This window comes from Cellulomonas sp. B6, assembly GCF_001462455.1.
Taxonomy (GTDB): domain Bacteria; phylum Actinomycetota; class Actinomycetes; order Actinomycetales; family Cellulomonadaceae; genus Cellulomonas.
Map to the genome: position 1 here is coordinate 1 of NZ_LNTD01000067.1, position 25317 is coordinate 25317.

19 protein-coding genes are annotated in these 25317 nt (G+C 73.8%); 5 read left to right on the forward strand and 14 right to left on the reverse strand.

Annotation, left to right across the window (positions count from 1 at the left end):
* The 4 genes from ATM99_RS05560 to ATM99_RS05575 all read right to left on the reverse strand — a co-directional run.
* Positions 1-1119 (reverse strand): LCP family protein (locus tag ATM99_RS05560; protein WP_223304815.1); only part of this gene is annotated, 1119 nt, incomplete at its 3' end.
* Positions 1120-1231: 112 nt separating this feature from the next.
* On the reverse strand, positions 1232-2227 hold the full coding sequence (rfbB, locus tag ATM99_RS05565) for a dTDP-glucose 4,6-dehydratase (RefSeq protein WP_062101936.1): 996 nt from the start codon (positions 2225-2227) through the stop codon (positions 1232-1234).
* Between the two features lie 40 nt (positions 2228-2267).
* Positions 2268-3356, reverse strand: a complete 1089-nt coding sequence (locus tag ATM99_RS05570) for a glycosyltransferase family 2 protein (protein ID WP_062101937.1) — start codon at positions 3354-3356, stop codon at positions 2268-2270.
* Positions 3353-4447 (reverse strand): glycosyltransferase family 1 protein, encoded by a 1095-nt coding sequence (locus tag ATM99_RS05575; RefSeq protein ID WP_223304816.1) that lies wholly within the window; start codon positions 4445-4447, stop codon positions 3353-3355. The genes ATM99_RS05570 and ATM99_RS05575 overlap by 4 nt, the downstream gene beginning before the upstream one ends.
* Before the next feature lie 124 nt (positions 4448-4571).
* Here ATM99_RS05575 and ATM99_RS05580 point away from each other — a divergent pair, with 124 nt between their 5' ends.
* Both ATM99_RS05580 and ATM99_RS05585 read left to right on the forward strand, forming a co-directional pair.
* Positions 4572-5612, forward strand: a complete 1041-nt coding sequence (locus tag ATM99_RS05580) for a bifunctional 2-polyprenyl-6-hydroxyphenol methylase/3-demethylubiquinol 3-O-methyltransferase UbiG (protein ID WP_062101938.1) — start codon at positions 4572-4574, stop codon at positions 5610-5612.
* 4 nt (positions 5613-5616) lie between these two features.
* Positions 5617-7167 (forward strand): glycosyltransferase, encoded by a 1551-nt coding sequence (locus ATM99_RS05585; protein WP_062101939.1) that lies wholly within the window; start codon positions 5617-5619, stop codon positions 7165-7167.
* Positions 7168-7255: 88 nt separating this feature from the next.
* On the opposite strand, the gene ATM99_RS05590 is transcribed toward ATM99_RS05585, so the two are convergent.
* Together ATM99_RS05590 and ATM99_RS05595 are read right to left on the reverse strand one after the other, a co-directional pair.
* The gene (locus tag ATM99_RS05590) at positions 7256-8452 is read right to left on the reverse strand and encodes an ABC transporter ATP-binding protein (RefSeq protein WP_062101940.1); all 1197 of its coding nucleotides are present in this window, start codon (positions 8450-8452) and stop codon (positions 7256-7258) included.
* A complete protein-coding gene (locus tag ATM99_RS05595; RefSeq protein WP_062101972.1) occupies positions 8452-9357 on the reverse strand; it encodes an ABC transporter permease in 906 nt (301 codons plus the stop codon). The genes ATM99_RS05590 and ATM99_RS05595 overlap by 1 nt, the downstream gene beginning before the upstream one ends.
* A gap of 194 nt (positions 9358-9551) precedes the next feature.
* Between ATM99_RS05595 and ATM99_RS05600 the strand changes: the two genes are divergently transcribed.
* Positions 9552-12050, forward strand: a complete 2499-nt coding sequence (locus ATM99_RS05600) for a glycosyltransferase (RefSeq protein WP_062101941.1) — start codon at positions 9552-9554, stop codon at positions 12048-12050.
* Positions 12047-13660, forward strand: a complete 1614-nt coding sequence (locus ATM99_RS05605) for a DUF2142 domain-containing protein (RefSeq protein ID WP_062101942.1) — start codon at positions 12047-12049, stop codon at positions 13658-13660. Before ATM99_RS05600 ends, ATM99_RS05605 begins: the two co-directional genes overlap by 4 nt.
* Positions 13661-13667: 7 nt before the next feature.
* Here ATM99_RS05605 and ATM99_RS05610 read toward each other — a convergent pair whose 3' ends face one another.
* Genes ATM99_RS05610 through ATM99_RS05620 form a run of 3 tightly spaced genes read right to left on the reverse strand, consistent with a single transcriptional unit; the run spans position 13668 to position 16170 of the window.
* On the reverse strand, positions 13668-14420 hold the full coding sequence (locus ATM99_RS05610) for a bifunctional 2-polyprenyl-6-hydroxyphenol methylase/3-demethylubiquinol 3-O-methyltransferase UbiG (RefSeq protein ID WP_062101943.1): 753 nt from the start codon (positions 14418-14420) through the stop codon (positions 13668-13670).
* The gene (locus ATM99_RS05615; RefSeq protein ID WP_062101944.1) at positions 14417-15547 is read right to left on the reverse strand and encodes a glycosyltransferase family 1 protein; all 1131 of its coding nucleotides are present in this window, start codon (positions 15545-15547) and stop codon (positions 14417-14419) included. The genes ATM99_RS05610 and ATM99_RS05615 overlap by 4 nt, the downstream gene beginning before the upstream one ends.
* Before the next feature lie 5 nt (positions 15548-15552).
* Positions 15553-16170, reverse strand: coding sequence for a dTDP-4-dehydrorhamnose 3,5-epimerase family protein (locus ATM99_RS05620; protein ID WP_062101945.1), 618 nt, complete (start codon positions 16168-16170; stop codon positions 15553-15555).
* Between the two features lie 95 nt (positions 16171-16265).
* Here ATM99_RS05620 and rfbD point away from each other — a divergent pair, with 95 nt between their 5' ends.
* Positions 16266-17111 (forward strand): dTDP-4-dehydrorhamnose reductase, encoded by an 846-nt coding sequence (gene rfbD, locus ATM99_RS05625; RefSeq protein WP_062101946.1) that lies wholly within the window; start codon positions 16266-16268, stop codon positions 17109-17111.
* Between the two features lie 61 nt (positions 17112-17172).
* Here rfbD and ATM99_RS05630 read toward each other — a convergent pair whose 3' ends face one another.
* The 5 genes from ATM99_RS05630 to ATM99_RS05650 all read right to left on the reverse strand — a co-directional run bounded on the left by ATM99_RS05630 (position 17173) and on the right by ATM99_RS05650 (position 25302).
* A complete protein-coding gene (locus tag ATM99_RS05630) occupies positions 17173-19863 on the reverse strand; it encodes an N-acetylmuramoyl-L-alanine amidase (RefSeq protein ID WP_062101947.1) in 2691 nt (896 codons plus the stop codon).
* Positions 19864-19962: 99 nt separating this feature from the next.
* Positions 19963-21876: a hypothetical protein gene (locus ATM99_RS05635; protein ID WP_062101948.1), complete on the reverse strand. Its 1914-nt coding sequence runs from the start codon at positions 21874-21876 to the stop codon at positions 19963-19965.
* 41 nt (positions 21877-21917) lie between these two features.
* On the reverse strand, positions 21918-23675 hold the full coding sequence (locus tag ATM99_RS05640) for a hypothetical protein (RefSeq protein WP_062101949.1): 1758 nt from the start codon (positions 23673-23675) through the stop codon (positions 21918-21920).
* Positions 23672-24259 carry a hypothetical protein gene (locus ATM99_RS19260; RefSeq protein ID WP_190278782.1) on the reverse strand — a complete coding sequence of 196 codons (588 nt, stop codon included), beginning with the start codon at positions 24257-24259 and terminating at the stop codon, positions 23672-23674. The genes ATM99_RS05640 and ATM99_RS19260 overlap by 4 nt, the downstream gene beginning before the upstream one ends.
* Before the next feature lie 113 nt (positions 24260-24372).
* Complete coding sequence (locus tag ATM99_RS05650; protein WP_223304817.1) at positions 24373-25302, reverse strand: glycosyltransferase; 930 nt, start codon at positions 25300-25302, stop codon at positions 24373-24375.
* Positions 25303-25317 lie beyond the last annotated feature (15 nt).

The following is a 25317-nucleotide window of genomic DNA, read 5'->3' on the forward strand; positions in this document are numbered from 1 at the left end:
TGCGGCAGGGGTCTCCGGTGCGGCGGGCGGCTCCGGCTGGCCGAGCATCGGCACGTCGGCGGCGATGTTCGCCCAGATCGCGTCGGCCTCCGACGTCCACTCGACGCGGTTCTTGTCGCTGCGCGCAGGAGCCCACGGCACGGTCATGAGCGTGATGTTGTCACGGTCCACGCCGCGCAGGCTGAAGGCCAGGCCGGTGAGGTCCGTGACCGAGAGGTTCGTCGTGACGGACTGGGTCGCCGCCGACAGGAACTGCATGAGCTGGGCGCCGTCGGTGAGGAGGTTCTTGGAGAGGACCTCGTCGGCGACCCGGGCGATGAGGACCTGCTGGCGTCCCGCCCGCATCGTGTCCGACCCGTCGAAGCCCGTGCCGTGCCGGGCGCGCGCGTACTGCAGCGCCGTCGTCCCATCGAGCATCTGCTCACCGGCCTTGAGGTCGAGCCCCGTGTACCGGTCGGACACGTCGTGCGGGATGCACATCGACACCCCGCCGATGGCGTTGATCATGTTCTGGAACCCGGCGAAGTCGACGACCACCACGTTGTCGATCGGGATGCCCGTGTTCGCCTGCACGGTGTTGACCGTGCACGCCGCGGCCGACTCCAGGTCGCCGCCGTTGTCCCAGCCGATCGCGAACGCGGCGTTGAACATCGCCTTGGCCTGGGCGCGTGTGGTCTTGCCGTTCGTGAGGGTGCACGACGGGATCTCGACGAGCGAGTCACGCGGGATCGACACCATCTCGATGCGGGTCCGGTCGGCGGAGACGTGCGCGACGATCGTCGTGTCGGAGCGCATCCCCTCCTCCTGGCCGCCGATCTCGGCGTTCTCGCCGTCGCGCTGGTCGGAGCCCAGGATGAGGATGTTGACGGGCGAGCCCGCGTGCAGGTCGTCGGGGTCGGGAGCGGTCGTCGGCGTCGGGGCCGCTGCGACGAGGTCGCCGAGGTCGAGCCCTCCGACGTTGGTGGTCAGACGTGCCGCGAACGCCGCTCCGCCCGCGACGCCGAACACCACGACGCCGGTCACGGTGAGCGCGACGCCGCGCAGCACCGAGTGGCTGCGCAGGGTCCGCGCGTGTCGGGGCGCTCGGAGGCGCCGTCCAGCGGCGTGGCGGATGGTCACGGACCGATCGTAGGAGAGGAGGTCGGACGAGGCGGGGGACTGCCGCGACCGCGCCGTGGAGGATTCGTGGAGATGGCGCCGACGGACGGCGCCATCTCCACGAATGCGACGGTCAGCGGCCCAGGACGGCGTACTTCGCCTCCGTGGCGTCCTTCTGGGGACGCCACCACGACTCGTGCGACCGGTACCAGTCGATCGTCGCCGCGAGGCCGTCCTCGAACGTCGTGTAGCGCGGCTCCCAGCCGAGCTCGGTGCGCAGCTTGGTGGCGTCGATCGCGTAGCGCAGGTCGTGGCCGGGGCGGTCGTTGACGTGGTCGTACGCGTCGGGTGCCTGGCCCATGAGGCTCAGGATCATCTCGATGACGGTCTTGTTGTCCTTCTCGCCGTCCGCGCCGATGAGGTACGTCTCGCCCAGCCGGCCGTCCTCGATGATGCGCCACACCGCCGAGTTGTGGTCCTCGACGTGGATCCAGTCGCGCACGTTCTCGCCGGTGCCGTAGAGCTTGGGCCGCACGCCGTCGATCACGTTCGTGATCTGGCGCGGGATGAACTTCTCCACGTGCTGGAACGGCCCGTAGTTGTTCGAGCAGTTCGAGATCGTCGCGCGCACGCCGAAGCTGCGGGCCCAGGCCCGGACCAGCAGGTCCGAGGACGCCTTGGTCGACGAGTACGGGCTCGAGGGGTTGTACGGCGTGTCGGGCGTGAACTTGGCCGGGTCGTCGAGCTCGAGGTCGCCGTAGACCTCGTCGGTCGACACGTGGTGGTAGCGCACGTCGTGCCGGCGCACGGCCTCGAGGAGCTGGTAGGTGCCGATGACGTTCGTGCGGACGAAGGGCCACGGGTCGTGCAGCGAGTTGTCGTTGTGCGACTCGGCGGCGAAGTGCACGACCAGGTCGACGTCCTTGACCAGCTGGTCGACGATGTCCGGGTCGGCGATGTCGCCCTTGGCGAAGACGACCTTGCCGTCGACCGGCTCGAGGCTGCGCTCGTCCCCGGCGTACGTGAGGGCGTCGAGCACCGTGACGTGCACGTCAGGACGCTCCCGCACCGTCTGGTGCACGAAGTTGGAGCCGATGAAGCCGGCTCCGCCGGTCACGAGCATGCGCATGGCGATTTCCTTCTCGAGGTGTCAGGGGCGGCCCCCGATGCTAGCGCGCGCCCTTCTTCGCGGTCGGTGCGTCGGCGGGGCGGTAGCCCCCGGTGGGACGCGGCGGCACGAGGAGCGACTCCACGACGCGGCGCGCGACCCGCGCGTCGCGTCGCAACCGGCACCGGGACACGACGAGCCCCGGTGCCATCCGCGCGTACGACACGAGCACCCGCAGACGCACGCGGGTCTCGCGCCACGGACGTCGCCGGCGCAGCGCGAGCGAGGCCGACGTGAGCACGAAACGGACCAACGAGCGCACGACCAGCCCGGTCGTGGCGTCCTTGGTCAGCATGGCGAGCCGGTTGCGCGCGTCGTGGAAAACGAAGAAGTCGCTGCCCTCCCGCGACGAGGCCGCGTGCGCGTGCGACACCACGGCCCCGGGGCAGTGCAGCACCCGCCAGCCCGCGAGGCGCAGCCGCCACGACAGGTCGGAGTCCTCGTAGTACATGAAGAAGCGTTCGTCGAAGAGTCCCACGTCGCGCAGCGCCGCGGTCCTCAGGAGAGCCGCCGCACCGCTGAACCCGAAGACCTCGGACGGCGGGTCGTGCCGGGTGGCGTCCGCCAGCCAGCCCCTGTCCACCCCGAAGCCGTCGGTGCGGATCTCGTTCCCCGTGGAGTTCACGAGCCGCACGTCGCCGTCGGGGTCGGAGACCCAGCGCCCGTCCGGCCCCACGACGTCCGGGGCCTCGCCGGCGGCGGCGGCCCGGAACCGCTCGGCCAGCAGCACGGTGGGTGCGAGCGCGGCGACGTCCGCCGGTGCCCGGCGGGCGGCGTGCACCAGCGTGCGGATCGCGTCCGGGTCGGGCACCGCGTCGTTGTTCAGCAGGAGCACCCAGGGCGTGCGCACGTCGCGCAGCGCCAGGTTGTTGCCGCCCGCGAACCCGCGGTTGGTCGACGAGCGCACGACGTGCACCCCCGGGTGCGCCGCGGCCACGCGTGCCGCCGTCCCGTCGGTGGAGCCGTTGTCGACGACGACGACGTCGACGCGCACGTCGTCGAGCTGCTGCGCGGCGAGTCCGGCGAGGCACTCCAGCGTGAGGTCGGCGGCCTCCCAGGAGACGGTGACGACCGTGACCTCGGCGCTCACCGCAGCGCCGCCAGGTACGCGGCGACCGTCGCGTCAGCCGTCCGCGACCACGTGAACCGACCGGCGTGGGCCCGGCGGGCCGCCCGCTCCTCGGGGCCGTCGGGGGCCGCGAGCGCGTCGACCAGCGCGTGCGCGAGCGCCTCCTCGTCGCGGGGGTCCGCGAACGTCGTGCCCGCGGCCGCGACCTCGTGCATCACGGGCAGGTCGGACGCGACGACGGGGCGGCCGCAGGCGGCCGCCTCCAGCAGCGGCAGGCCGAACCCCTCGTCGAGCGACGGCATGGCGACGATCCGGGCGCCGGCCACCAGGCTGCGCAGCTCGTCGTCCGGGACGTAGCCGGCGCGGTGCACCCCGGGACCCGCCGGCCCCGGCTCGCGTCCGCCGGCACCGACGAGGACGAGGTCCGGCACCGCTGCCCGGGTGCGGGCCAGCGCGTGCGCCGCGACCAGGCGCCGCAGGTTCTTGCGCGGCTCGAGGGAGCCGACGAACACGACGTAGTCCGACGGCAGGCCGCGCGCGGCGAGGGCGGCCGGGGGGAGGGGCAGCGCGGCCGACCACCGCGGCGCGACGCCGAGGGGCGTGACCCGCACCCGCTCGTCCGGCAGGCGGTACGCCTCGAGCAGCTGCCCTCGCACGGCGTCGCTCGGGCACAGCACCAGCGCCCCGCGGGACAGCGCGCGCGGCACCAGCTCCGCCAGCACCTGCTCGGCGGGGGCGACGGTGCCTCGGTGGTGCAGGAACGCCAGGTCGTGGACCGTGACGACCTCACGCGCCCCGCGGGTCGGCGGGGAGACGAAGTTCGTCCCGTGGAAGACGTCGGTCCGGCCGCTCAGGAGCTCGACGGGCGGCACGTCCAGACGTCGCCACACCGCGCGCAGCAGCCGGGCCGGGACGCGCCTGCCGCGCTGGCTCACGCCGGGCGGCAGGTCGCGCAGGGCGCCGCCCCGCGCGGTCCACGTCGTCACGGTCACCTCGGCCTGCACGCCGGCCCGCTCCAGGGCCGCGGGCAGCTCTGCCAGCAGGTGCTCGGCGTAGCGGCCGATCCCGGTCCGGCGGCCCAGCAGCGGGGTCGCGTCCAGCGTGATGCGCACCGCCGGATCCTCTCACGGCGCACCCCCGGCGAGGTCGGGTAGATTTCGACGCTGCCACAGATCGGGCACCTCGGCCGCGGAAGGCTGCCGGCCCCGCAGCAGCTCACGCAGGAAGCAGGCGAACGTGTCGCAGTACGAGATCGCAGACGTCGATCGCAGCGCCGTCAACTCGAGCCAGGTGATCGAGCTCGAGCTCGTCGGGGCCGACCGCGAGGTCCTGGACATCGGGTGCGCGACCGGTTACCTCGGCAGCGCCCTCGCCGAGCAGGGGTGCACCGTGACCGGCGTCGAGTACGACGCCGAGGCGGCCGAACGGGCCCGCGAGGTCATGAGCGAGGTCGTCGTCGCCGACCTCGAGCGCTCCGACCTGACCGAGCTCTTCCCCGGGCGCACGTTCGACGTCGTCGTGCTCGGCGACGTGCTCGAGCACCTCATGCACCCGGAGCAGGTGCTCGCCTCGGCCGTGCGACTCCTCGCGCCCGGCGGCTCCGTCGTGGTGTCCGTGCCCAACGTCGCGCACGGCTCGCTGCGGCTGGCGCTGCTCCAGGGACGGTGGGACTACCGCGAGACGGGCCTGCTGGACCGCACCCACGTCCGGTTCTTCACGCGCCAGGGCGTCGCGGACCTGCTGCGCGCCGCCGGGCTGCGTCCCGTCGACGTGCGGGCCGTCGTGCTCGACCCCCTCGAGGTGGAGGTCGACGTCGACGCCGACGCGCTGCCCTGGGCGGTCGTCGACTGGGTCCGGAAGCAGCCCGACGCCTACACGTACCAGTTCGTGCTCCGCGCGGTGCCCGGCGAGGACGACGGCACGCCGTTCCCGGAGCCCGTGCCGGCGGTCCCGCTCCCGGAGCGGGACGACGCGCACACCGAGCGTGGGCGGATCGAGGCCGCGCTGCACGCGCCGACCGTGGGTCGCGGCGACATCGTGGACGAGGTCATCGAGCTGCGGCACCGCGTGCTCACGCTGCGCGACCACGCGGTGGGCGCCGAGGCGTCGGTGGGGGCGGCGCGCAACTCGGTCGCACGCGCCCAGGCGGCGGAGCGGCACGCGCGCGCCGAGCTCGAGCGGCAGCTGGCCGAGATCAAGAGCACCGCGTCGTGGCGGGTGGGCACGAAGATCGTCTCGCCGCTGGCCCGCGTCAAGCGCGTCGTCCGGGGGAGCTGAGCCGGTGGCACCGACCTTCTCCGTCCTGACGCCGGTCTACGAGCCGCCGCTGGACGCCCTGCGCGAGGCGATCGCCTCGGTCCGCGAGCAGACGTTCTCCGACTGGGAGCTCGTCCTGGTCGACGACCTCTCCCCGTCCGACGAGGTGCGGGACGTGCTGCGTGCGGCCGCCGCCGCGGACCCGCGCGTCCGGGTCGTCGAGCGCGAGCGCAACGGCGGCATCGTCGCCGCCTCGAACGACGCGATCGCGGCCGCGACCGGCGAGTTCCTGGTCCTGCTCGACAACGACGACCTCCTGGTGCCGACGGCGCTCGAGCGCGTCCACGACGTCCTCGTCCTCGACCCCGAGGTGGACTACGTCTACTCCGACGAGGACAAGATCGGCGCCGACGGCGTCCTCTACGACGAGTTCCGCAAGCCGGCGTGGTCGCCCCAGCGGCTGCGCAGCCAGATGTACACCTCGCACCTGTCCGTGCTGCGCGCGTCGCTCGTGCGCGAGGTCGGCGGGTTCCGTGACGGGTACGACGGCTCCCAGGACCACGACCTGGTCCTGCGCGTGACCGAGCGCGCGCGCACGGTGGCGCACGTGCCGGAGGTCCTCTACCACTGGCGCGTCGTGCCGGGCTCGACCGCCGGCGACCACGGGGCCAAGCCCTACGCGTGGGACGCGGGCCGCCGTGCCGTGCAGGACCACATGGACAGGCTCGGGCTCCCGGCGACGGTCGGCCTGGGCTCGGTGCCCGGGACCTACGTCGTCGAGCGGCGGCTCCGCGAGCCCTGCACGGTGTCGGTCGTGATCCCGACCCGCGGGGGTCGGGGCTTCGTGTGGGGCGAGGAGCGCACCTTCGTGGTCGAGGCCGCCCGGAGCGTCCTGGAGCGTGGGGGGCACGACGACGTCGAGATCGTCGTCGTCTACGACACCGCCACGCCGCCCGACGTCCTGGACGACCTGCGCTCGGTCGTGGGCGAGGACCGGCTCACGCTCGTCCGGTACGACGAGCCGTTCAACTTCAGCGCCAAGTGCAACCTGGGGTTCCTGGCCGCACGCGGCGACGTCGTCGTGCTGCTGAACGACGACGTCGAGGCGGAGTCGGACGACTTCATCACACAGCTCGTCGCGCCCCTCGAGGAGCCCGACGTCGGCATGACGGGAGCGTTGCTGCGGTTCGCGGACGGCCGGTTCCAGCACGCGGGCCACAGCTACGCCGACGGCGAGCTGCAGCACGCGTTCCTCCGGGCCGACTCCGACGATCCCGGTCCGTTCGGCGCGCTGCGCGTCAGCCGGGAGGCCTCCGGCCTGACCGCCGCCTGCGTCGCGATGCGGCGCGAGACGTTCGAGCAGGTGGGCGGGCTCTGCGAGGTGCTGGTCGCGAACTTCAACGACGTCGACCTGTCGTTCAAGGTGCGCGCCGCGGGCCTGCGCCTGGTGTGGCTCGCGAACGTCCGCCTCTTCCACTTCGAGTCCCAGACGCGCGTGCCCGTCGTCCACCAGTGGGAGTACGACTTCGTCGTCGAGCGCTGGACGATCCCGTCGGAGGACGTCTACCTGCGCTGATCCCCGGGCGCACGGCTCAGGTGGTGCCCGTCCCGCGGGACGGGGCACCGCCGGAGCCGTGCGGCGCCGGAGCCTGCCCGCGCGCGGGTCAGCCGACCGGCGCGAACCGGGCCGACGTGCGCAGCGGCCCGAGCGACGACCCGTCGGCCTCGACCGCGAAGTGCGCCGCCTCGGGCACGTGGTGCACCTCGGAGCCGTCCACCCCCGTGATCCCGGCGACGACCGTGTAGTCGCCCGAGCCGAGCCGCAGGTCCGGAAGCGTGAACTCGAAGCGACCCGTGCCGTCCAGCGGGCCCATCGGCGTGCCGAGCAGCTCGGTGTTCGTCTGGTAGAGCACGGTGCCCATCGGCGTCGCGATGCCGATGCCGAGGCTCCAGTCGCGCAGGGTCGTCGGCGACTCGATCTCGACCGCGACGGTCAGGTCCTCCTCGGCGCGCAGCACCGGGCGCCCGACGGCACCTCCGCTCGTGCGGAGCGCGACCCCGACGATCTGCGCGCGAGGACGCGACTCGTCGGCCTGCATCTGCCGCTCCCGCTCCTCGCGCCGCGTGGCCTCGAAGTCGGCGCGCAGCACGCGCAGCGACTCCAGCGGCGGCCCGTCGGCCGCGACGGTCCCGGCCTCGAGGACGACGGCGCGGTCGCAGAACTCCGCGACCTGGTCGAGCCCGTGGGTGACCAGGACGATCGTGCGTCCCTCGTGCTGGAACGTGCGGATCCGCTCGAGGCACTTGCGCTGGAACGGCTCGTCACCGACCGCGAGCACCTCGTCGACGAGGAGCACGTCGGGGTCGACGTGGATCGCGACGGCGAACGCGAGACGCACGTACATGCCGGAGGAGTAGAACTTCACCTGGGTGTCGATGAAGCGCTCGATGCCGGAGAAGTCGACGATCGCGTCGAAGTGGCGGTCCGTCTGCTCCTTGCTCAGGCCGAGGATCGCCGCGTTGAGGTAGACGTTCTCGCGCCCGGTGAGGTCGGGGTGGAAGCCCGCGCCGAGCTCGAGGAGCGCGGCGAGACGGCCCCGCAGGCGCACCTCGCCGGACGTGGGCTGGACGATCCCGCCGATGGTCTTGAGCAGCGTGCTCTTGCCCGAGCCGTTCGGTCCGACCAGGCCGACGGTCGTGCCCGACTCGATCTCGAGGTCCACGTTGCGCAGCGCCCAGAAGTCCTCCTTGTGGAGGTTCGAGCGGCCGAAGTTGACGAGCCTCTCCTTGAGCGACTTCTCCTTGCGGATGACGAACCGCTTCGAGACGTCGTCGACCTGCACGACGGGGATGCGCGCCATCACAGCTCCTGAGCGAAGTTGGCCTGCAGTCGGGCGAAGACGCGCTGGCAGAGCCACAGCGCGAGCACGCCGACCCCCAGGGCGAGCCACAGGTTCGACTCGAGGTCGGGCGGGTAGGCCGTGCCGTCGCCGGCGACCCAGAAGGCGCGCTGGAAGCCCAGCGTGACCAGGGTCATCGGGTTCAGCAGGTAGATCGTCTCCCAGACGGTGCCCTGGATGACGCCGTGGACGAGCTTCCAGGAGTAGACGATCGGGGACAGCCAGAAGAACACCTGCATGCACACCTCGACGAGGTACTGGATGTCGCGCAGGTACACGTTGGTCGCCGACAGCACGAGCGCGAGGGCCAGGCCCCACACCAGCAGCACGGCCAGCGAGAGGAAGAACCATCCCCATCGGGTCCCGACGGGGAACTGCCGCGCCACGAGCGTGGCGCCCACCAGGATGATGAGCTGCATGCAGAACCCGAAGAGCGCCGAGCCGACGACGCTGAGCGGGAAGACCTCGCGCGGCAGGTAGACCTTCTTGATCAGGCCGGCGTTGGCCACGATCGAGGACGTGCCCACGGAGACGATCTCGCTCCACAGCGTCCACGCGGTCAGCCCGGAGTAGATGAAGATCGCGAAGGAGTCGATCTGGCGTGCGGCGCCCAGGAACTGGCCGAGCGCGACGTAGTAGATCAGCAGCAGGACGAGCGGCCGCACGAGGCTCCACACGAACCCGAGCGCGCTGTCCTTGTAGCGGGCCTTGAGCTCGCGCCGCACGAGCAGCCCGAGCAGCTCGCGGTGGGCCAGCACGTCGCGGAGGGAGGTGGCCGTGCCGCGGGCGAATCCGGGGCGCGGACTTGCCGGCCGCATCGGTTGCTGGGCCAGCACCGCCGCCCGCTCCTCGACGATGTCTGTCATGTGCTTCCTCGTCGTCGTGGCCGGGGCGCTGATCGTCTCGGCCAGGAGCACGGTACACAGTACGACGCCCGGTGCGGTCATCCGTGCGACCCACGGGGCCGTGCCGCGTCCGGGTACCATCGAGGGCCGTCGCGCGGCGTCCCACCGGGCCGCCGCGGCGCACGGCAACGGCCACGGGAGAGGTGCAGGGACGCGTGAGCACGGCGACGAACCAGCCGACGAGGACCGGGGTCGTCTCCGTGGTCCTCGTGAACTACAAGGGGGCCGACGACACCATCACGTGCCTGCGCGCCTTCGACGACGTCGCGTGGGACCGTGACCGGCTCGAGCTCGTGGTGGTCGACAACGCGTCGGGCGACGGGTCGGCCGAGAGGATCCGCGCGGCGGTGCCTCACGCGGTCGTGGTCGAGTCGCCGACGAACTCGGGTTTCGCGGGCGGCTGCAACCTCGGCGTGGCGCACGCGACCGGTGAGTTCGTCGCCTTCCTGAACAACGACGCCCGTCCCGGCGACGACTGGGTCGCGGCCGCCGTGCAGACGCTGGAGTCGGACCCGGGCATCGGCGCCGTCGCGTGCAAGGTGCTCGACTGGGACGGGACGCTCGTCGACTACGTCGACGGCTCGCTCACGTGGTTCGGCATGGGCTACAAGCGCGAGGCCGAGCGCCCCGACGACGGTTCGTACGACGAGCCCAAGGACGTGCTGTTCGGGACCGGCGCGGCGATGTTCATGCGGACCGACCTGTACCGGGAGGTCGGCGGGTTCGACGAGCGGTTCTTCATGTTCTACGAGGACGTGGACCTCGGCTGGCGCCTGAACCTGCTCGGCTACCGCGTGAGGTACGAGCCGAGGTCGGTGGCGTACCACCGCCACCACGCGACCATGAACAAGTTCGGCAGCTACCGCGAGAGCTACCTCCTCGAGCGCAACGCGCTGATGTCGATGTACAAGAACCTCGACGACGAGTCGCTCGCGCGTGCGCTGCCCGCGGCGATGGCGCTCGCCGTGCGTCGCTCGGTGGCGCGCACGGAGACCGACGTGACGGTGCTCGACCTGCAGCGCTCGCCGGGGGGCGACGGCGACCTCGACGTCACCGTGCCGAAGATGGCGCTCACCGGTCCGTGGGCCATCGACTACCTCGTCGAGCACATCGACTCGCTCGCGCGCGACCGCGCGGACCTGCAGGCACGCCGCCGCCGTACCGACCGGGAGCTGTTCCCGCTGTTCCGTCACGCGATCGAGCCCGCGTACCCCCACGAGACGTACGTGAAGGGCCACGACGACCTCGTGCGCGCCTTCGGCATCGACACCCACTTCGTGTCCCGGGTGCGCGTCCTGGTCGTCACGGGCGAGCCGATCGCCGCGCGGCTCGCCGGGCCTGCCATCCGCGCGTGGGAGATCGCCAACGCCCTGCACGGGGAGCACGACGTGCGCCTGATGTCCCTGCACGGCGTCGACGGCGTGCAGGGGGACTTCCCCGTGGTGTCGGGCCGCGGCCGCGCGCTGCGCGAGCACACCGACTGGGCCGACGTCATCGTGTTCCAGGGCTTCCTGCTCGACGCGGCGCCCTGGCTCGCCGAGAGCGGCAAGATCCTCGTCGCCGACGTCTACGACCCGATGCACCTCGAGCAGCTGGAGCAGGCGAAGGACCTGGGACCGGCCGGGCGGGAGCTCGCCGTCCGCGAGACGACGCGCGTGCTGAACGAGCAGCTGGCCCGCGCGGACTACCTGCTGTGCGCGTCCGACAAGCAGCGCGACTTCTGGCTCGGCCAGCTGGCCGGCCAGGGGCGGGTCAACCCTCTGGTCTACGACGAGGACCAGAGCCTGGGGTCCCTCATCGGCGTCGTGCCGTTCGGCATCCCGGACGAGGCGCCCGTCCAGCGGCGTCACGCCATCAAGGGGACGGTGCCGGGCATCGGGCCCGACGACAAGGTCGTGCTGTGGGGCGGCGGCGTCTACAACTGGTTCGACCCGCTCACGCTCATCCGCGCGATCGACGGCCTGCGTCGACGGCGCCCGGAGGTCCGGCTCTTCTTCATGGGCCTGCGCCACCCCAACCCCGACGTGCCGCAGATGCGGGTCGCGGTCGAGACCCGACGGCTCGCCGACGAGCTGGGCCTGACGGGCGTCCACGTGTTCTTCAACGAGGGCTGGGTGCCGTACGCCGAGCGGGCCGACTACCTCCTCGACGCCGACGTGGGCGTCTCCACGCACTTCACCCACGTCGAGACGGCGTTCTCGTTCCGCACCCGCATCCTCGACTACCTCTGGGCGGGCCTGCCCGTGGTGTCGACCGAGGGCGACACGTTCGGCGAGATCGTCGCCCGCCGCGGGCTGGGGAGCGCCGTCCCCGCCGAGGACGTCGCCGCCCTCGAGGAGGCGCTGGAGATCCTGCTGTTCGACGACGCGGCGCGCGACGCCGCGCGGGTGCAGGTGGCGACGGTGGCCGAGGAGTTCCGGTGGTCGCGCACGCTGGCGCCGCTCGTGGAGTTCTGCCGCTCACCCCGACGCGCCGCCGACCTGCAGTACCGCCTGGGCGACGACACCGCCGTCGCCCGGCGCTACGAGCAGCCGCACGGCGGGCTGCGTTCCGACATCGCGCTCGTCGGCAAGTACCTGTCCGAGGGGGGACCCGTCGAGCTGGCCCGTCGCGTGCGGGGGCGCCTGCGGCGCACGCTCGTGGGAGGGCCGTGACCGCGGGCCCGGAGGACGTCGCGGCGCGGCCGGAGCGCCGCGCGCGGCGGCACGTCCTGACCGGTCTCGTCGTCGCGGGTCTGCTGCTGCTGCTCGGGGCGTGGGCGGCCTCCGGGCCCGTGGGCTCCGCCCCCGACGAGGAGGCCCACATCATCTACGCCTACGGCGTGGCGACCGGGCAGACGCTGCCGGGCGCCGAGCGGTCCGAGGTGGTGGACCGCGTGCCGTACACGACGGTCCAGATCCCCACGGCGCTGCTCGACTACCCGGACTTCCACTGCTACGCGTTCAGCCCGGGCCAGCCCGTGTCGTGCGACCCGGTGCCGCGCACCAGCACCGGCATCGAGGCCGAGACCTACATGACCCGGTACCCGCCGCTCTACTACGCCGTGGTGGGCACGGCTCTGCGGGCCGGCATGTGGCTCGGCCTGCCCGGGTCGCTCACGCTGCTGGGCGTACGCATCCTGTCGGGGCTGATGTGCGCCGCGCTGGTCGCGGTCGCCGCGCGCGTGCTGAGCCGTCGGTTCCCCGCGCTCGCGGTCGTGACGGCCGTCGTGGTGGTCGCGACCCCGGTGACCATGTCCCTGGCCACGGCGATCAACCCGAACGGCTGGGAGATCGCGGCGAGCGTGCTCATGGCCGCGGCGGTCGTCGCGGTCCGGCACGACGCGACGACGCCGGCGGGCGTCGCGCGCGCCACGCAGTGGCTCCTGGTCGTGGCCGCGGTGCTGCTGGTGACGGCCCGCCCGCTCGGCGTCGCCTGGGCGGGCACGCTGGCCCTGCTGCTCCTCGTGCCGTCGCGCGTCGAGGGCCGGCGCGTGCTGCCCCTTCGGAGCCTCTCGTGGTGGACCGTCGGGGCGGGTGTCGCGGCGTTCGCGGCGGCGGTCGCCTGGGTCCTGTACGCGGCCCGGTTCCGTGGCGACGCCAACGGGGTGGGCGACGCGTGGCAGAGCTCGGGACCGCTGGGTCGTGTCGTGCTCATCGTGCTCCAGCTCGGCGACATGCTGCGCACGGGCGCGAGCTCGTTCGACTGGGGCGAGGTGGTCCTGCCCGAGCTGGCGATCTTCGCGCTGGTGGTCACGACGGCCGTCGTGCTGACCGCGCAGCTCGTCGGTGCGCGCCCGGGAGAGCCCCGCGCGGGCCTCGCCGCGGGGTTCACCGCCACGGCGGCGCTCGTCGTGGCCGTGCAGTCGTACGCCGACGCGTTCGGGTGGCAGGGGCGCTACTGGCTGCCGGTGCTCGCCGCCGCCGCCGTGCTGCTCGTCCCCGCGATGCACGGCCGCGCGCTGCCGCCCGCGCGGATGCGGCGCACCGTCGTCACCGCGAGCGCCGTGCTGCTGACGGTGGGTCTGGGCGCTCTGACGTGGAGCGCGCTGCGCTACGCCTACGGCATCGGGTACGTGGAAGGCAGGTTCCCGCCCGTCCCGCTCGTCACGCAGGAGCAGGCGTGGGCGCCGACCGGGGGGCTGGGGGTGGTGCTCACGGCCGCGGCTGCGGGCACGGTGCTCCTGGCGCTGGCCGTGGGGCTCGTGCCCCCGCAGGGTGCACGGAGCGCCCCGGAGGTCGAGCGTCCCGCGCCGGCGGAGGACGTGGGAACCGTCGCCGGCTGACGGGCAGTCAGCCGGGGACGCGCGCCCAGCCGACGAGGCCCGGCCCGCGTCCCGGGACCGCGCGCTGCCAGGCGCGGAACGGCGCCGTGGCGCACCAGCGCGGGTCGACGCCGAACGTGGCGCGCGGCTGGCGCAGCGCGCCCGAGCCCTCGGTCCGTGACGACATGTCGACGCCGTCGTCCACCGGGCGTCGCCGCGCGATCGCGTTCCGCGCGCCCTCGAGCGCGTAGCCGAACGGGTAGCCGTAGTGTGCGGCGCGCGCACCCACGAGGCCGGCGCTCGCGAGCAGGTCGGTCAGCCCGTCGCTCGAGTAGCGGCGGAAGTGGCCCACGTTCTCGTCCCACGGGCCGAAGCGCTCCGGCTCGGCGGGCACCGAGACGATCACCCGGGTGCCGGGTGCCAGCGGCGCGACCCACCCCTGCAGCGCGCGCTCGTCGTCCTCGATGTGCTCGAGGACCTCGAAGGCGCACAGCAGCTCGACGTCCGCGGGGGTCACGGGGTTGGCGGGGTCCTCCCACCGTGGCACGACGGTGCCCCCGAACGGGGTGACCCGCGAGCGCGCGACGTCCGCCGAGGCCGCCGCCGGCTCGATGCCGACGTAGGCCGCGGAGCGCGCCGCGAGCCGGGCGCCGAACGAGCCCTGGCCGCACCCGTACTCCACGACGCCACCGAGCCGGCTCGGCAGCAGGGTGCGGACCAGGTCCCAACGCATCGCGCCCCAGAACGTCAGGGGAGGCAGGGGGGTGCTGCGGGTGGTCATCGACTCGTCCTCCGGTCGCTCGCGGCGGTCACGTAGAGCTCGTGCGTGCGCCGGGCGGCCTCCGCCCAGGAGTAGCCGGCGGCGCGCTCCCGCGCCAGCCGCGAGAGGTCGGCCCGGCTCCGGTGCGCCTCGACGAGCCCGGCCGCGAACTGCGCCACGTCGCCCGCGTCGGCGAGCAGGCCCGCGTCGCCCGCGACCTCGGCGCAGGCCGTGCCGCGCGTGGTCACGACGGGGACGCCGGCGGCCATGGCCTCGAGGACGGGCAGCCCGAAGCCCTCGCGGACCGACGGGAAGCAGAAGACGCTCGCCCCCGCGTAGGCGACCTCGAGGTCGGTGCGCGGGAGGTGGCCCAGCACGTGGAGGCGGTCCTCGGGAAGGCCTGCCGGCACGCGTGGCAGGCTCCCCCAGCCCTGCGGCCCCACGAGGACGAGATCGACGTCCGGGAGCTCGCGTGCCGCTCGAGCGAACGCGGCGAGCAGCGTGGGGAGGTCCTTGCGGGGCTCGACCGTGCCGCACCACAGGACGTAGTCGCGGTCGACCCCGTACCGGGCGCGCCAGTCGGCCACCTGCGCGTTCGTCACGTCGCTGCGGTGCACGCCGTGGGGGACGACGTGCACGGAGCGGCCCGGCAGGCCCGCCGCGACGCAGTCCGCCGCGGTGGACTCGGACGGCACCACGACGACGTCCGCCGCACGCCGCGTCTGCTCGAGCGCGCGGCGGAACCAGGCGTTGCCGCGGCCCGTGAAGTGCGTCGGGTCGTGCAGGAAGGCCAGGTCGTGGACCGTGACCACGAGCGGGCGCCTGGTCGCGGGCACCGCCCAGGTCGTGGCGTGGACCACGTCCGCGCCTCCGACGAGGCGCTCGGCGCGTGGCGCAGGCAGGTGCTGCCAGGCGTCGTACAGCACGCGGCGGGGGAGTCGCGAGTGGCGGACCGGGACCCCCGGGCGCCAGTCCAGCGGGGCGGGCCCTCCGTGCCGAGCCGCGACACCCACGACGCGTCCCGGGGCGAGCGACGCCAGCGCGTGCGTGAGCTCGACGACGTACGTGCCCGAGCCTCCCGGCACAGGCTGCCAGCACTGCTCGACCGTGACGGCCACGCGTGGCGTGGCGGGCGGTGCGGGGGGCACGGCCCTCAGTCGGACAGCGAGGCGAGGTACCGGAGCACGTCGTCGTACGACGGCAGCAGGCCCTGCGCGCGAGCCTCCTCGAGGGTCGGCGCCTCCGCGTCCTTGGTCGACAGCAGAGGCGTCACGGGGCGGCCGGCGCGGTCGGTCGTGGGCCAGGTGATCCCGAGCGCCGGATCGAGCGGGTTGATCCCGTGCTCGCGCCCGGGTGCGTAGCCCGCGGAGCACAGGTACGCGACGGTCGAGCCGTCCTCCAGCGACATGAAGGCGTGCCCGAGACCCTCCGGCAGGTAGATCGCACGACGGTCCGTGTCATCGAGGAGGACGCTGTCCCACGCGCCGAACGTCGGGGAACCGACGCGGATGTCCACCACCACGTCCAGCACGGCGCCCTGCGGGCACGTCACGTACTTGGCCTGGCCGGGGGGGACGTCGGCGAAGTGCACGCCGCGCAGGACGCCCGCGGCCGAGACCGAGATGTTCGCCTGCTGCAGGTCGAGCGGGTGACCCACGTGCTCCTCGAACAGGCCCGAGCGGAACCACTCGAGGAACACCCCGCGATCGTCGGGGAACTGCCTCGGGGTGATCTCCAGCGCTCCGGCGACTGAGAGCTCGCGGACCTGCACGTGGTGCTCCTCGGGGGATCGGGGGTGATACCGCCACATGCTAGTCGCGCCGGTACGCTGGGGCGTCCTCGTGCCACGACAAGAAGGAGCATCACGTGCGCTGGTTGGTCGCAGGAGCGTCCGGGATGCTCGGGACGGATCTCCTCGAGGTGCTGCGACAGCGTGGCGACGAGGTCGTCGCCACCGACCGGGACACGCTCGACATCACCGACGTCGCCGCAGCGCGGGAGGCCGTCGCGGGGGTGGACGTCGTGGTGAACTGCGCCGCGTGGACGGCGGTCGACCCCGCGGAGGACCACGAGCCGGAGGCGTTCACGGTGAACGCGGTCGGGCCGCACGTCCTGGCCACCGCGTGCACGGGGGCGGGTGCCCGGCTCGTGCAGATCTCGACGGACTACGTCTTCGAGGGGGGCGCGAGCACGCCCTACGCCGAGGACGCGCCGATGGCGCCCCGGTCGGCCTACGGTCGGACCAAGGCGGCCGGCGAGTGGGCCGTGCGCGCGGCGGGTCCCGACCACCTGGTGGTCCGGACCGCGTGGCTGTACGGCGCCGCGGGGCGCTGCTTCCCGCGCACCATCGCACGGGCCGGTGCCGAGCGGGGGGCGCTCCAGGTCGTGGACGACCAGGTCGGGCAGCCGACGTGGACGCGCGACCTCGCCACGCTCGTCGTCCGGCTCGTCGACGCGGACGCGCCCGGCGGCACCTACCACGGGACCTCGGGCGGGAGCACGTCCTGGTACGGGTTCGCGCGTGAGGTCGTGGCGGCGGCGGGTCTCGACCCCGAGATCGTCAGCCCGAGCCGGAGCGTCGCGCTGGACCGTGCCGCGCCTCGTCCCGCGTACTCGGTGCTGGGCCACGACGCGCTCCGCGCGGTCGGCGTCGAGCCGATCGGCGACTGGGCCGAGCGGTGGCGCGTCGCCGCGAGCGACGTCCTGGCCTGACCCGGCTCAGGTCCGCCGCCCGGACGTCGCGCCCGCGCGGCGTCCGGGCGCGACGTCCGGCTCAGCGGGTCGTCACGACCCGGCAGCCGAGCAGGGGGTTGGTCCCCGCCGGCGTGTTGATCATGTAGGCGCACACCGAACGGCTGCCGGCGGACGCCGGGACCACGGCGTCGAAGCCGTGCGAGGGCCCCAGGCCGAAGACGGCCGCGACGTCGGGACGCGACCGGTCGGCCCGCACGACGCTCACCCGGCCGTCCACGTAGACGTGGAGGTCGATCGGACGCGTGGTGTCCGGGTCGAGGGCCCACCCCGCGAGCCGGACTCCACCCGCCGTGCCGACGGTGACGTCCCAGGAGCCGATCGGCGTCGCGTTGACGACCTCCACCGTCCGGCAGCCGAGCAGCGGGTTGACCCCGCTGGGTGCGTTGATCATGTACACGCACACGTCGTGCCGGCCGGCGTCCGCCGTGATGCGCGCATCGAAACCGGCCCGGTCGCCCCGGCGGTAGACGGCCGCCACGTCGGGTCGCGAGCCGGCCGCCCGGACGACGGTCGGTCGACCGTCGACGTACACGTGGACGTCGATCGGGTCGCTCGTGTCGGGGTCGAACGCCCAGCCGCCCACGACGACCCCGTCGGGCGTCGCGCGGACGAGGTCGAGGGACCCCACGGGTGTGCTGCCCACCGACACGGTGCGGCACCCCAGCAAGGGGTTCACGCCGGTGGGTGAGTTGATCATGTAGACGCAGACCTGGTGGTCGCCCTGGCTCGTCGGCAGCACGGTCGAGAACCCGTGGTGGTCGTCACGGCCGTACGCGGCGGCCACGTCGGGCCGGCTGCCGCTCGCCCGGAGCACCGAGCCGACGCCGTCGACGTACACGTGGACGTCGATCGGGTCGAGCGTGTCGGGATCGAGCGCCCACCCCGCGACGAGCACCCCGGTGCCCGTCGAGCGCACGACGTCGAGCGAGCCGAACGGTGTCGCGTTGTCGACACGGACCGTGTCGCAGCCGAGCACCACGTCCGCACCGCTGCCGACGTTGACGGCGGTCACGCAGACCACGTGCCGGCCGGCACCGGCGGGCACCGTGCCGGAGAAGCCGTGATCGGGACCGACGCCGAACGCCGCGGCGACGTCGGGGCGCGGCCGGTCGGCGGTCAGCGAGGTCACGGCCCCGTCGACCGAGACGTCGATGCGCAGGGCGGCCGCCGAGTCCGGGTCGAACGCCCACCCGCTGACCACGACGCCGGTCGAGGTGCCGCGCAGCACGTCGAGCGACGCCTGGGGGGAGCGCGCGACCGAGGCGTTCGCGAGTGCCGCGACCCGGTCGCGGATCGCCGGCAGCAGGTCGTAGAGCCGTTGGCCCGGGCAGGACGTCAAGGCCGCATCACGGTGCCCGTACACGGTGGGGAAGGTGACGCGTGTCCCCGCGGGGTACCGCGAGGCGCCCCCGCCCGAGACCATCGACACGCTCGTGTTGGCGAGGATCCCGTGCACCGAGAACTTCCAGGCGATGAGGTCCGCGATGCCGACCACCATCTCGTTCGAGGGGGCGGCGGTGTCGAGGTTCCCGATGGCGGCCACCCCGATCGTCCGGCTGTTGAAGCCTCCGGTGTGGACGCCGACCACGGTGCTGGCGACGCCCCCGGCACGGCCCTCGAACACGCGGCCGAACCGGTCGACGAGGAAGTTGTAGCCGATGTCGCACCACCCGCGCCCACCCGCGGACTCCGGGCGGGTGTGGTACGCGTAGAACCCGCGCAGGAGGCCCGGGACGTCGGCGGCCGAGTAGCTGTTGGTCGAGGCGGTGTGGTGCACCGCGGCCGTGAGCATCTGCGGCGAGTAGTCGGGCTGGCACGTGCGCAGCGACTCGTCGGCGCCCCAGCCCGCGCGGCTGATGATCGCGGGCTGCCCGGGGGCCGCCGGTGCGGCGAGCAGCCGGGCGTCGGCTCCCGCGGCCGCGTCGGTGCCCGGGTCGACCAGCACGGCCTTGAGGCCGCGCACGTCACCCTTCGCGGCCTCGGCCCACACCTGCAGCCCGTCCGCCCCGACCGCGACCAGCGGGTCGGTGCCGTCGCGGCCGTCGACGTCGTCGCGGGTGCCGGCGTCCGGAGCCACGTCGGTGCCCTCGACCCCGGACCAGGTGCTCCACGTGCCGTCCACCCGCACGCGGTAGCGCACGACGACGTCCTCGAGCTCGGGGGTCGACTCCCACGTGATCCCGAGCACCGAGAACGGGGCCGTGTCGAGCTCGCGCGTCAGCACGTCGGGCCGGGCCTCGTCGTCGGTCGCCGCGGGCGCTGCGGCCGAGCGCATCGTCCGCGCGGCCGGAGCGCCGTCGGCCGGCGGCTCCGCGGCCGTGGCGTCGGTGTCCGTGGCCGCGTCGGGCGTGGTCTCGGCGGTCGGGCCGTCCGTGGCGTCCGTGGCGCTCGTGGTGCCCGGGAGGGCGTCGCCCGCTGCCTCCGGCGAGGCGGCGCCGGCCGGCTCGGGTGTCGGCACCGGTGCGTCGGGACCGGCCGCCGGGGCGGCCGCGGACGGCGCCGCCGGCTCGGCCTCGGCCAGCGGCACGGCCGCGGGGTCCGGCAGGGTCGGCAGCGTCGCCTCGTCGACGCCGGCGAGGTCGAGCTCGACGACCGACGGTCCCGCCGGGGCGGCGACGGCGCTCGTGGACGCCGCGGCCGGGGCCAGTGCGACGAGCAGGGCGGCGACGACGCCCCTCGAGACGGTCCGGGCGGTCGTGCCTCGCGTCATCGTGCATCCCCTTCGATGGTCGACGCGCCCTGCGCGGCCACGGAGACACGGTCCCACAGGCGGTGTCGCCCGTGAGGCAGGCACCGCGCGTGTCGGCGGTCAGCGCACGACGTCGTAGACCCGGTGCTCGGCGCCGCCCCACTGGAAGGTCTCGTCCTCGACGAGGCACGGGAGGTCGAGCCGCTCGCCGGAGACGACGGCCGTCAGCTCGGGCACCCGCTCGGCGACCGTGCAGGGCGAGCCGGTGACGCTGATGATGTCCGGGCTGGGGTTGCTGAAGCTCAGGTCCTCGTCGTCGGTCCAGTCGAACCAGATGAAGGAGCCGCCACGGTTCCAGACGACCTCGTCGCCGTCCGGGTCCAGGGTGCGCCAGGCGTCGACGTCGGGCCCCGAGAGCTGCCGGCCCGACAGCGACGGCACCCCGGTCGCCATGAAGAGGCTGTCGACGTACGGGCTGTCGGTCGCCCACACCTCGTCCTCGGCGCGCAGCTGCGCCCCGGTCGCGATCATCTCCTCGGCGACGGGCGTGCCCCGCAGGTCGCCCAGCCCCACGAGGATCGGGTTGACGCGCCACACGAGCAACGTCGTGAGCACCAGGGTGAGGGCGTACCCGCCCCACCACGCGCGCCGGAAGGTCACGAGGCCCACGCAGAGCGCCGTCGCGGCGCTCGTCAGCCAGATCGCCTTCGTCGAGAGCTCCGGGAGCGAGGAACCCGCCAGGATCGACGCGCCGTGCGCCGCGACCAGGCCCACCGTGCCGCCGCACAGCGCGGCGAACGTCCAGCGGGAACGGTCGGCCGCAGCCGGCAGGACCAGGCACAGCAGGACGATCGAGAGGAAGCCCAGGACGTCGGCCGAGCGCTGCGGCGGCACCATCGAGACGATCGGGATGCGCTCGCCGAGCCCACCGAAGTCCACGAGCGACCACGCGAACCAGAACGCCGACGCGGCGCCGGCCGCCCACACCGCCACGCGGTGGCCGACCGAGGCGGGGCGGATGCCCCGCGCCAGGAGCAGCACGACCCAGACGGCGGCCACGGCGAACGAGGAGGACACCTCGGAGTTGTTGGTCGCACCCGCGATCGGCATGTACTCGAGGCTGCCGAGCGAGGTCGCCCCGAAGATCTCCCCGAGCGAGACCGGTCCGCCCGTCGCGACGCGTGCACCCGGGTAGACGGTCGCCAGCGTCGCCTCGATCGACGCGCGGTTCTCGAGCACCACGCCGGCGAGGAGCGCCACCGCGGACGCGCCCGTGGCACCGACCACGGCCAGGTGGGTGCGCCGCGACCCGGCAGGCACGACGAGCGCGAGCACACCCACCAGCAGGATGGCGGTGGCCACGACGATGGCCCAGGGCTGGTAGTGCAGCGGCGTGCGCGCGAGCAGCACGGCGGAAGCCGCGGCCCACGCCACGGCGACGCCCTTGCGGCGCTCGTCCCAGCGTGCCGCGGCGTTCTGCAGCGCGGCCGTCCCGGCGAGCGTGAACCCGAGCATGTTGATGGGCCCGAACGACCACCACGCGGCGCCCGGTGAGGTCACCATCAGGGCAGCGGCGAACCAGCCGATGCGGGGGTCGCCCGTGACGGCACGGAAGAACGCCGGGGCGCCGAGCGCCAGCAGCAGGAACGGCAGCCACCACCGCGCCGCGAGCAGCATGGCGTCCGGCAGGAACGGGCCGAGCCGCAGCACCGTGCTGTCGAAGAAGACCACCGACGAGACGGCGCCCGAGGACAGCTGGGACGTGAACCCGTGCGGCGCGACGAGCGGGTTGAGCGAGTCCACCTCGCCCGTCGCCAGCACCCCGAGGTTCATCGGCGTCCCGGTGAGGAACTCGTCCGACCGGACGGACAGCGACTCGCCGAGCTGGATCCCGGTCGGGTGGGCCGGGTCCTGCCGCATCGGCCCGATGCCGATCGACGAGGTGCTCACCCCCAGCAGGACCAGGACGAGGTAGGCGAGCAGGGGGCCGACGATGCGCCACGGCAGGGACCGCAGGCGTACGGGCAGGTTCACACGGGCTCCAGACGACGGACGAGCGCGCACAGCCTAGTGCCTCACGGCGCGGCGACGTCCGCGACCTTGCAGCCCAGCAGCACGTTCATGCCGCCGTTGCCGTCGATGCCGTACGTGCACACCGAGTGGCGGCCGGGCGCGGCGGGGACGCGCAGGTCGTAGCCGCTCGTCGCGCCGTTGCCGTAGATGCCGAGGACGTCGGGGCGGGCGATGGCCGCCTGCGCCGCCATCGTCGCGACACCGTCGACGTACACGTGCACGCCGATCGGGGTCGTGAGGTCGGGGTCGAACGTCCAGCCGGCCACCTGCAGGTTGCCGCCGCCCGCGTCGCGCACGACGTCGAGCACGCCCAGCGGCGTGCGGTTGCCGGCGACGTCGAGCGTGCGGCAGCCGAGCAGCACGTTGATGCCGCCGTTGGCGTCGATGCCGTAGACGCAGACCTCGTGGCGCCCGGGGGCGGCCGTGAACCGCGCGTCGTACCCGCTGACGGCGCCGTGTCCGTAGATCGCCTGGACGTCGGGACGGGCGCCCGACGCGGCGACGCCGGTCGTGGCGACGCCGTCGACGTACACGTGCACGTCGATCGCGGTGGTCACGTCCTGGTCGAAGGCCCACCCGGCCACCTGGACCGTGCCGCTGCCGAGGTCGCGCACCACGTCGACCACGCCCAGCGGGGTGTGGTTCACGACGTCGACCGAGCGGCAGCCCAGCAGGACGTTCGTGCCCCCGTTCGCGTCGATGCCGTAGACGCAGACCTCGTGACGTCCGGGAGACACCGGGAACCGGGCGTCGTAGCCCGAGATCGCGCCCTTGCCGTAGATGCCCTTGACGTCGGGACGTGCGCCCGAGGCGGACGTGGCGGCGGTCGCGACGCCGTCGACGTAGACGTGCACGCCGATCGCGGTCTCGACGTCCGGGTCGAACGCCCAGCCGGCGACCTGCACGGCGCCCGCGCCGAACGGGCGCACGACGTCGATCACGCCGAGGGGGGTGCGCTGCTTGGGCGAGCCGAACCACGACGTGAAGAACAGGTGGAAGTTCCGGTTCCCGTAGGAGGAGCACGCGTCGCCCGAGCCGCTGCCCGCCGCCAGTGCGGCCGCGTTGGGCTGGTAGGGCGTGTAGTTGTACAGGCTCGCGGTCGCCTGGTTCTGGATCCGCACCACCGAGGACCCGCAGGCCCGGTCGGGGTGGAAGAGCACGGCGTTGTCCCGACCGGCCTTGTACGCGTAGTTCTGCGGGTTGGCGGCGTACCGGCGCAGCTGCTTGGCGGCCGAGTAGACCTGGTTCGCGAAGCCCGCGTACTCGGGGTTGCAGACTCCGCCGGAGTTGTCGGGGCAACCGAAGCCCAGCGCGCGCGAGTAGGTCGCCGCCGACTTGCCCGCCGTCGCCGTCACGAGGCCCTGCTCCTTCTGGAGCGTGACGAGCAGGACCTGCGGGTTGATCCCGCAGGCCACCGCCGACTTCCAGACGATCCACGCCGCGGACTCGTTGGGCGCGCCGTCGTACGCGCGTCCGCACAGGGCGTCCGCCGGGCGGCTCGGGGTGGTCTCGCGGTAGTCCTTGAGGCAGGTCCACCCGGACTGGGTCGCGCGGCAGCCCGAGCCCTTGTCGGCGACGAACGCCTGGATCGCCTCGGGCGTCATGGTCGCGGTGTCGTACATCACGCTGTCGCTGATGATGTGCCCCGGCTCGAAGTCGGTCACGGGGGCGGCCGTCGCGGACGTCGCCGTGAGCGCGGCGACGGTCAGCGTGGCGAGCATCGTGGTGAGCGCGGCCAGGAGGGCCGCCGTCCGCCTCATCGGACCGTGACCTGGACGGGCGCCGACGTGCCGCGCAGCGTCGCGGACTCGTAGGCCACCGCCAGGCGCCAGGTCCCGGGTGCGAGGTCCGCGGCCGCGAGCGACAGCGCACCGCAGCTCGTGGTCGTCGCGTCCGGCACGGCCGACGTCGTGGCCGACAGCGTGCGCGCCCCGGACGTGGCGGTCAGGGTGCAGGTGCCGCCGTCGTCGATCGCGGCGACGAACGCGCCGACCTCGAGGTCGCCGGACGGTGCGGTGTCGGCCGTCACGATCGTCACGGCGGTCTCCTGTCGCTGGTCGGGCGCGCCGGTGGGCGGCGCGGACGGCGCCGCCGTCGGGGTGGTCCCGTCGTCGGGGGCCGCCGGGTCCGTCGCGTCGGGCGACGGCGTGGCTGCCGAGGGCGTGGTGGTGGTGCGTGGGGTCGTGGTGGCGCCGGGGGCCCTCGTGGTCGCGGACGGCGTGGGTGACGCCGTGGCGCCACCGGGCTCGTTGCCGGGCTGCAGAGCGACCACGGCGGCCCACGCGCCGACACCGACCAGGGCGGCGACGCCGAGGACCACGAGCACGACCGACCTGGCACGCATGAGACAGCTCCGATGAAGGGACGAGGGGCGACCAGTGTCACCCGGGAGAGGTGGTCCGTCCGGGGCCCCGTGCGGCGTGTCCGCCGCGGCTCACCCGTCCGGCCGACGACGTATCAGGGCAATCCGGGACGGCGTCCGGTGACGCCGCGCACGCCGTCGCGCAGACCCGCGAGCGTCGCCCTCCACCGTGCCCCGCGCCCGGGGACCGCGAGCGTCGTGACCGCGAGGTGACGCAGGTCCTTCAGCACGGCACGCGTGCACCACGCCGGGGCCGTACGCGCGTACCGCCGCAGCAGCAGCACCCGGTTGCGGGCGATGTAGTAGTAGCGGAACGCGGCGGCGTGCGTGAGGTGCACGCCCCCGACCTCGTGGTCGGCCCCCAGGCGGTGGCCCAGGTGCGTGCCCGGCGCGACGACGGTCACCCAACCGCTCGCTCGCGCCCGCAGGTAGAAGTCCGAGTCGACCCCGTCGATGAACAGGCCCTCGTCGAAGCCGCCCAGCGCGTCGAGCGCCGCGAGGGGGACGAGGAGCCCGGACTGGATCGGCTCGTCGCCCACCACGTCGCCCGCAGGCGTCCGGCGGGCCGCCATCGACCCGATGCCCTCGACGGTCGCCGGGCCGACCAGGCCGACCCGCAACCCGTGCCGGCCCGCCGCCCGCCCGGCCTCGACCAGCGACGCGACGTACCCGGGCGGCACGGTCGAGTCCTGGTCGAGGGTGAGGAGGTACCCCTCGCCGTCGAGCAGCTCCGTCGCCCTGCGGGTCCCGGTGTTGAGCGCGGCACCGATGCCCTCGTTCGCGTCGTGCCGCACGACGTGCGCACCGAGCGCACGGCACGCGTCCAGCAGGCGCTGCGTCGAGCCGTCGTCCGCGGGTGAGCCGTCGTCCACGACCACCAGCACGTCCACCTGCTCGACGACGCTCTCGCACACGAGGGGCAGGGAGGAGCCCGGTCGGAAGGCGGTGACCACCGCGGCCACCCGAGGCACTCGGCCCGTCCCGTGGTCGACCCGGTCCGCTCCGTCGTCGGGCTGGCGGGTCACGGCGTCAACGTACAC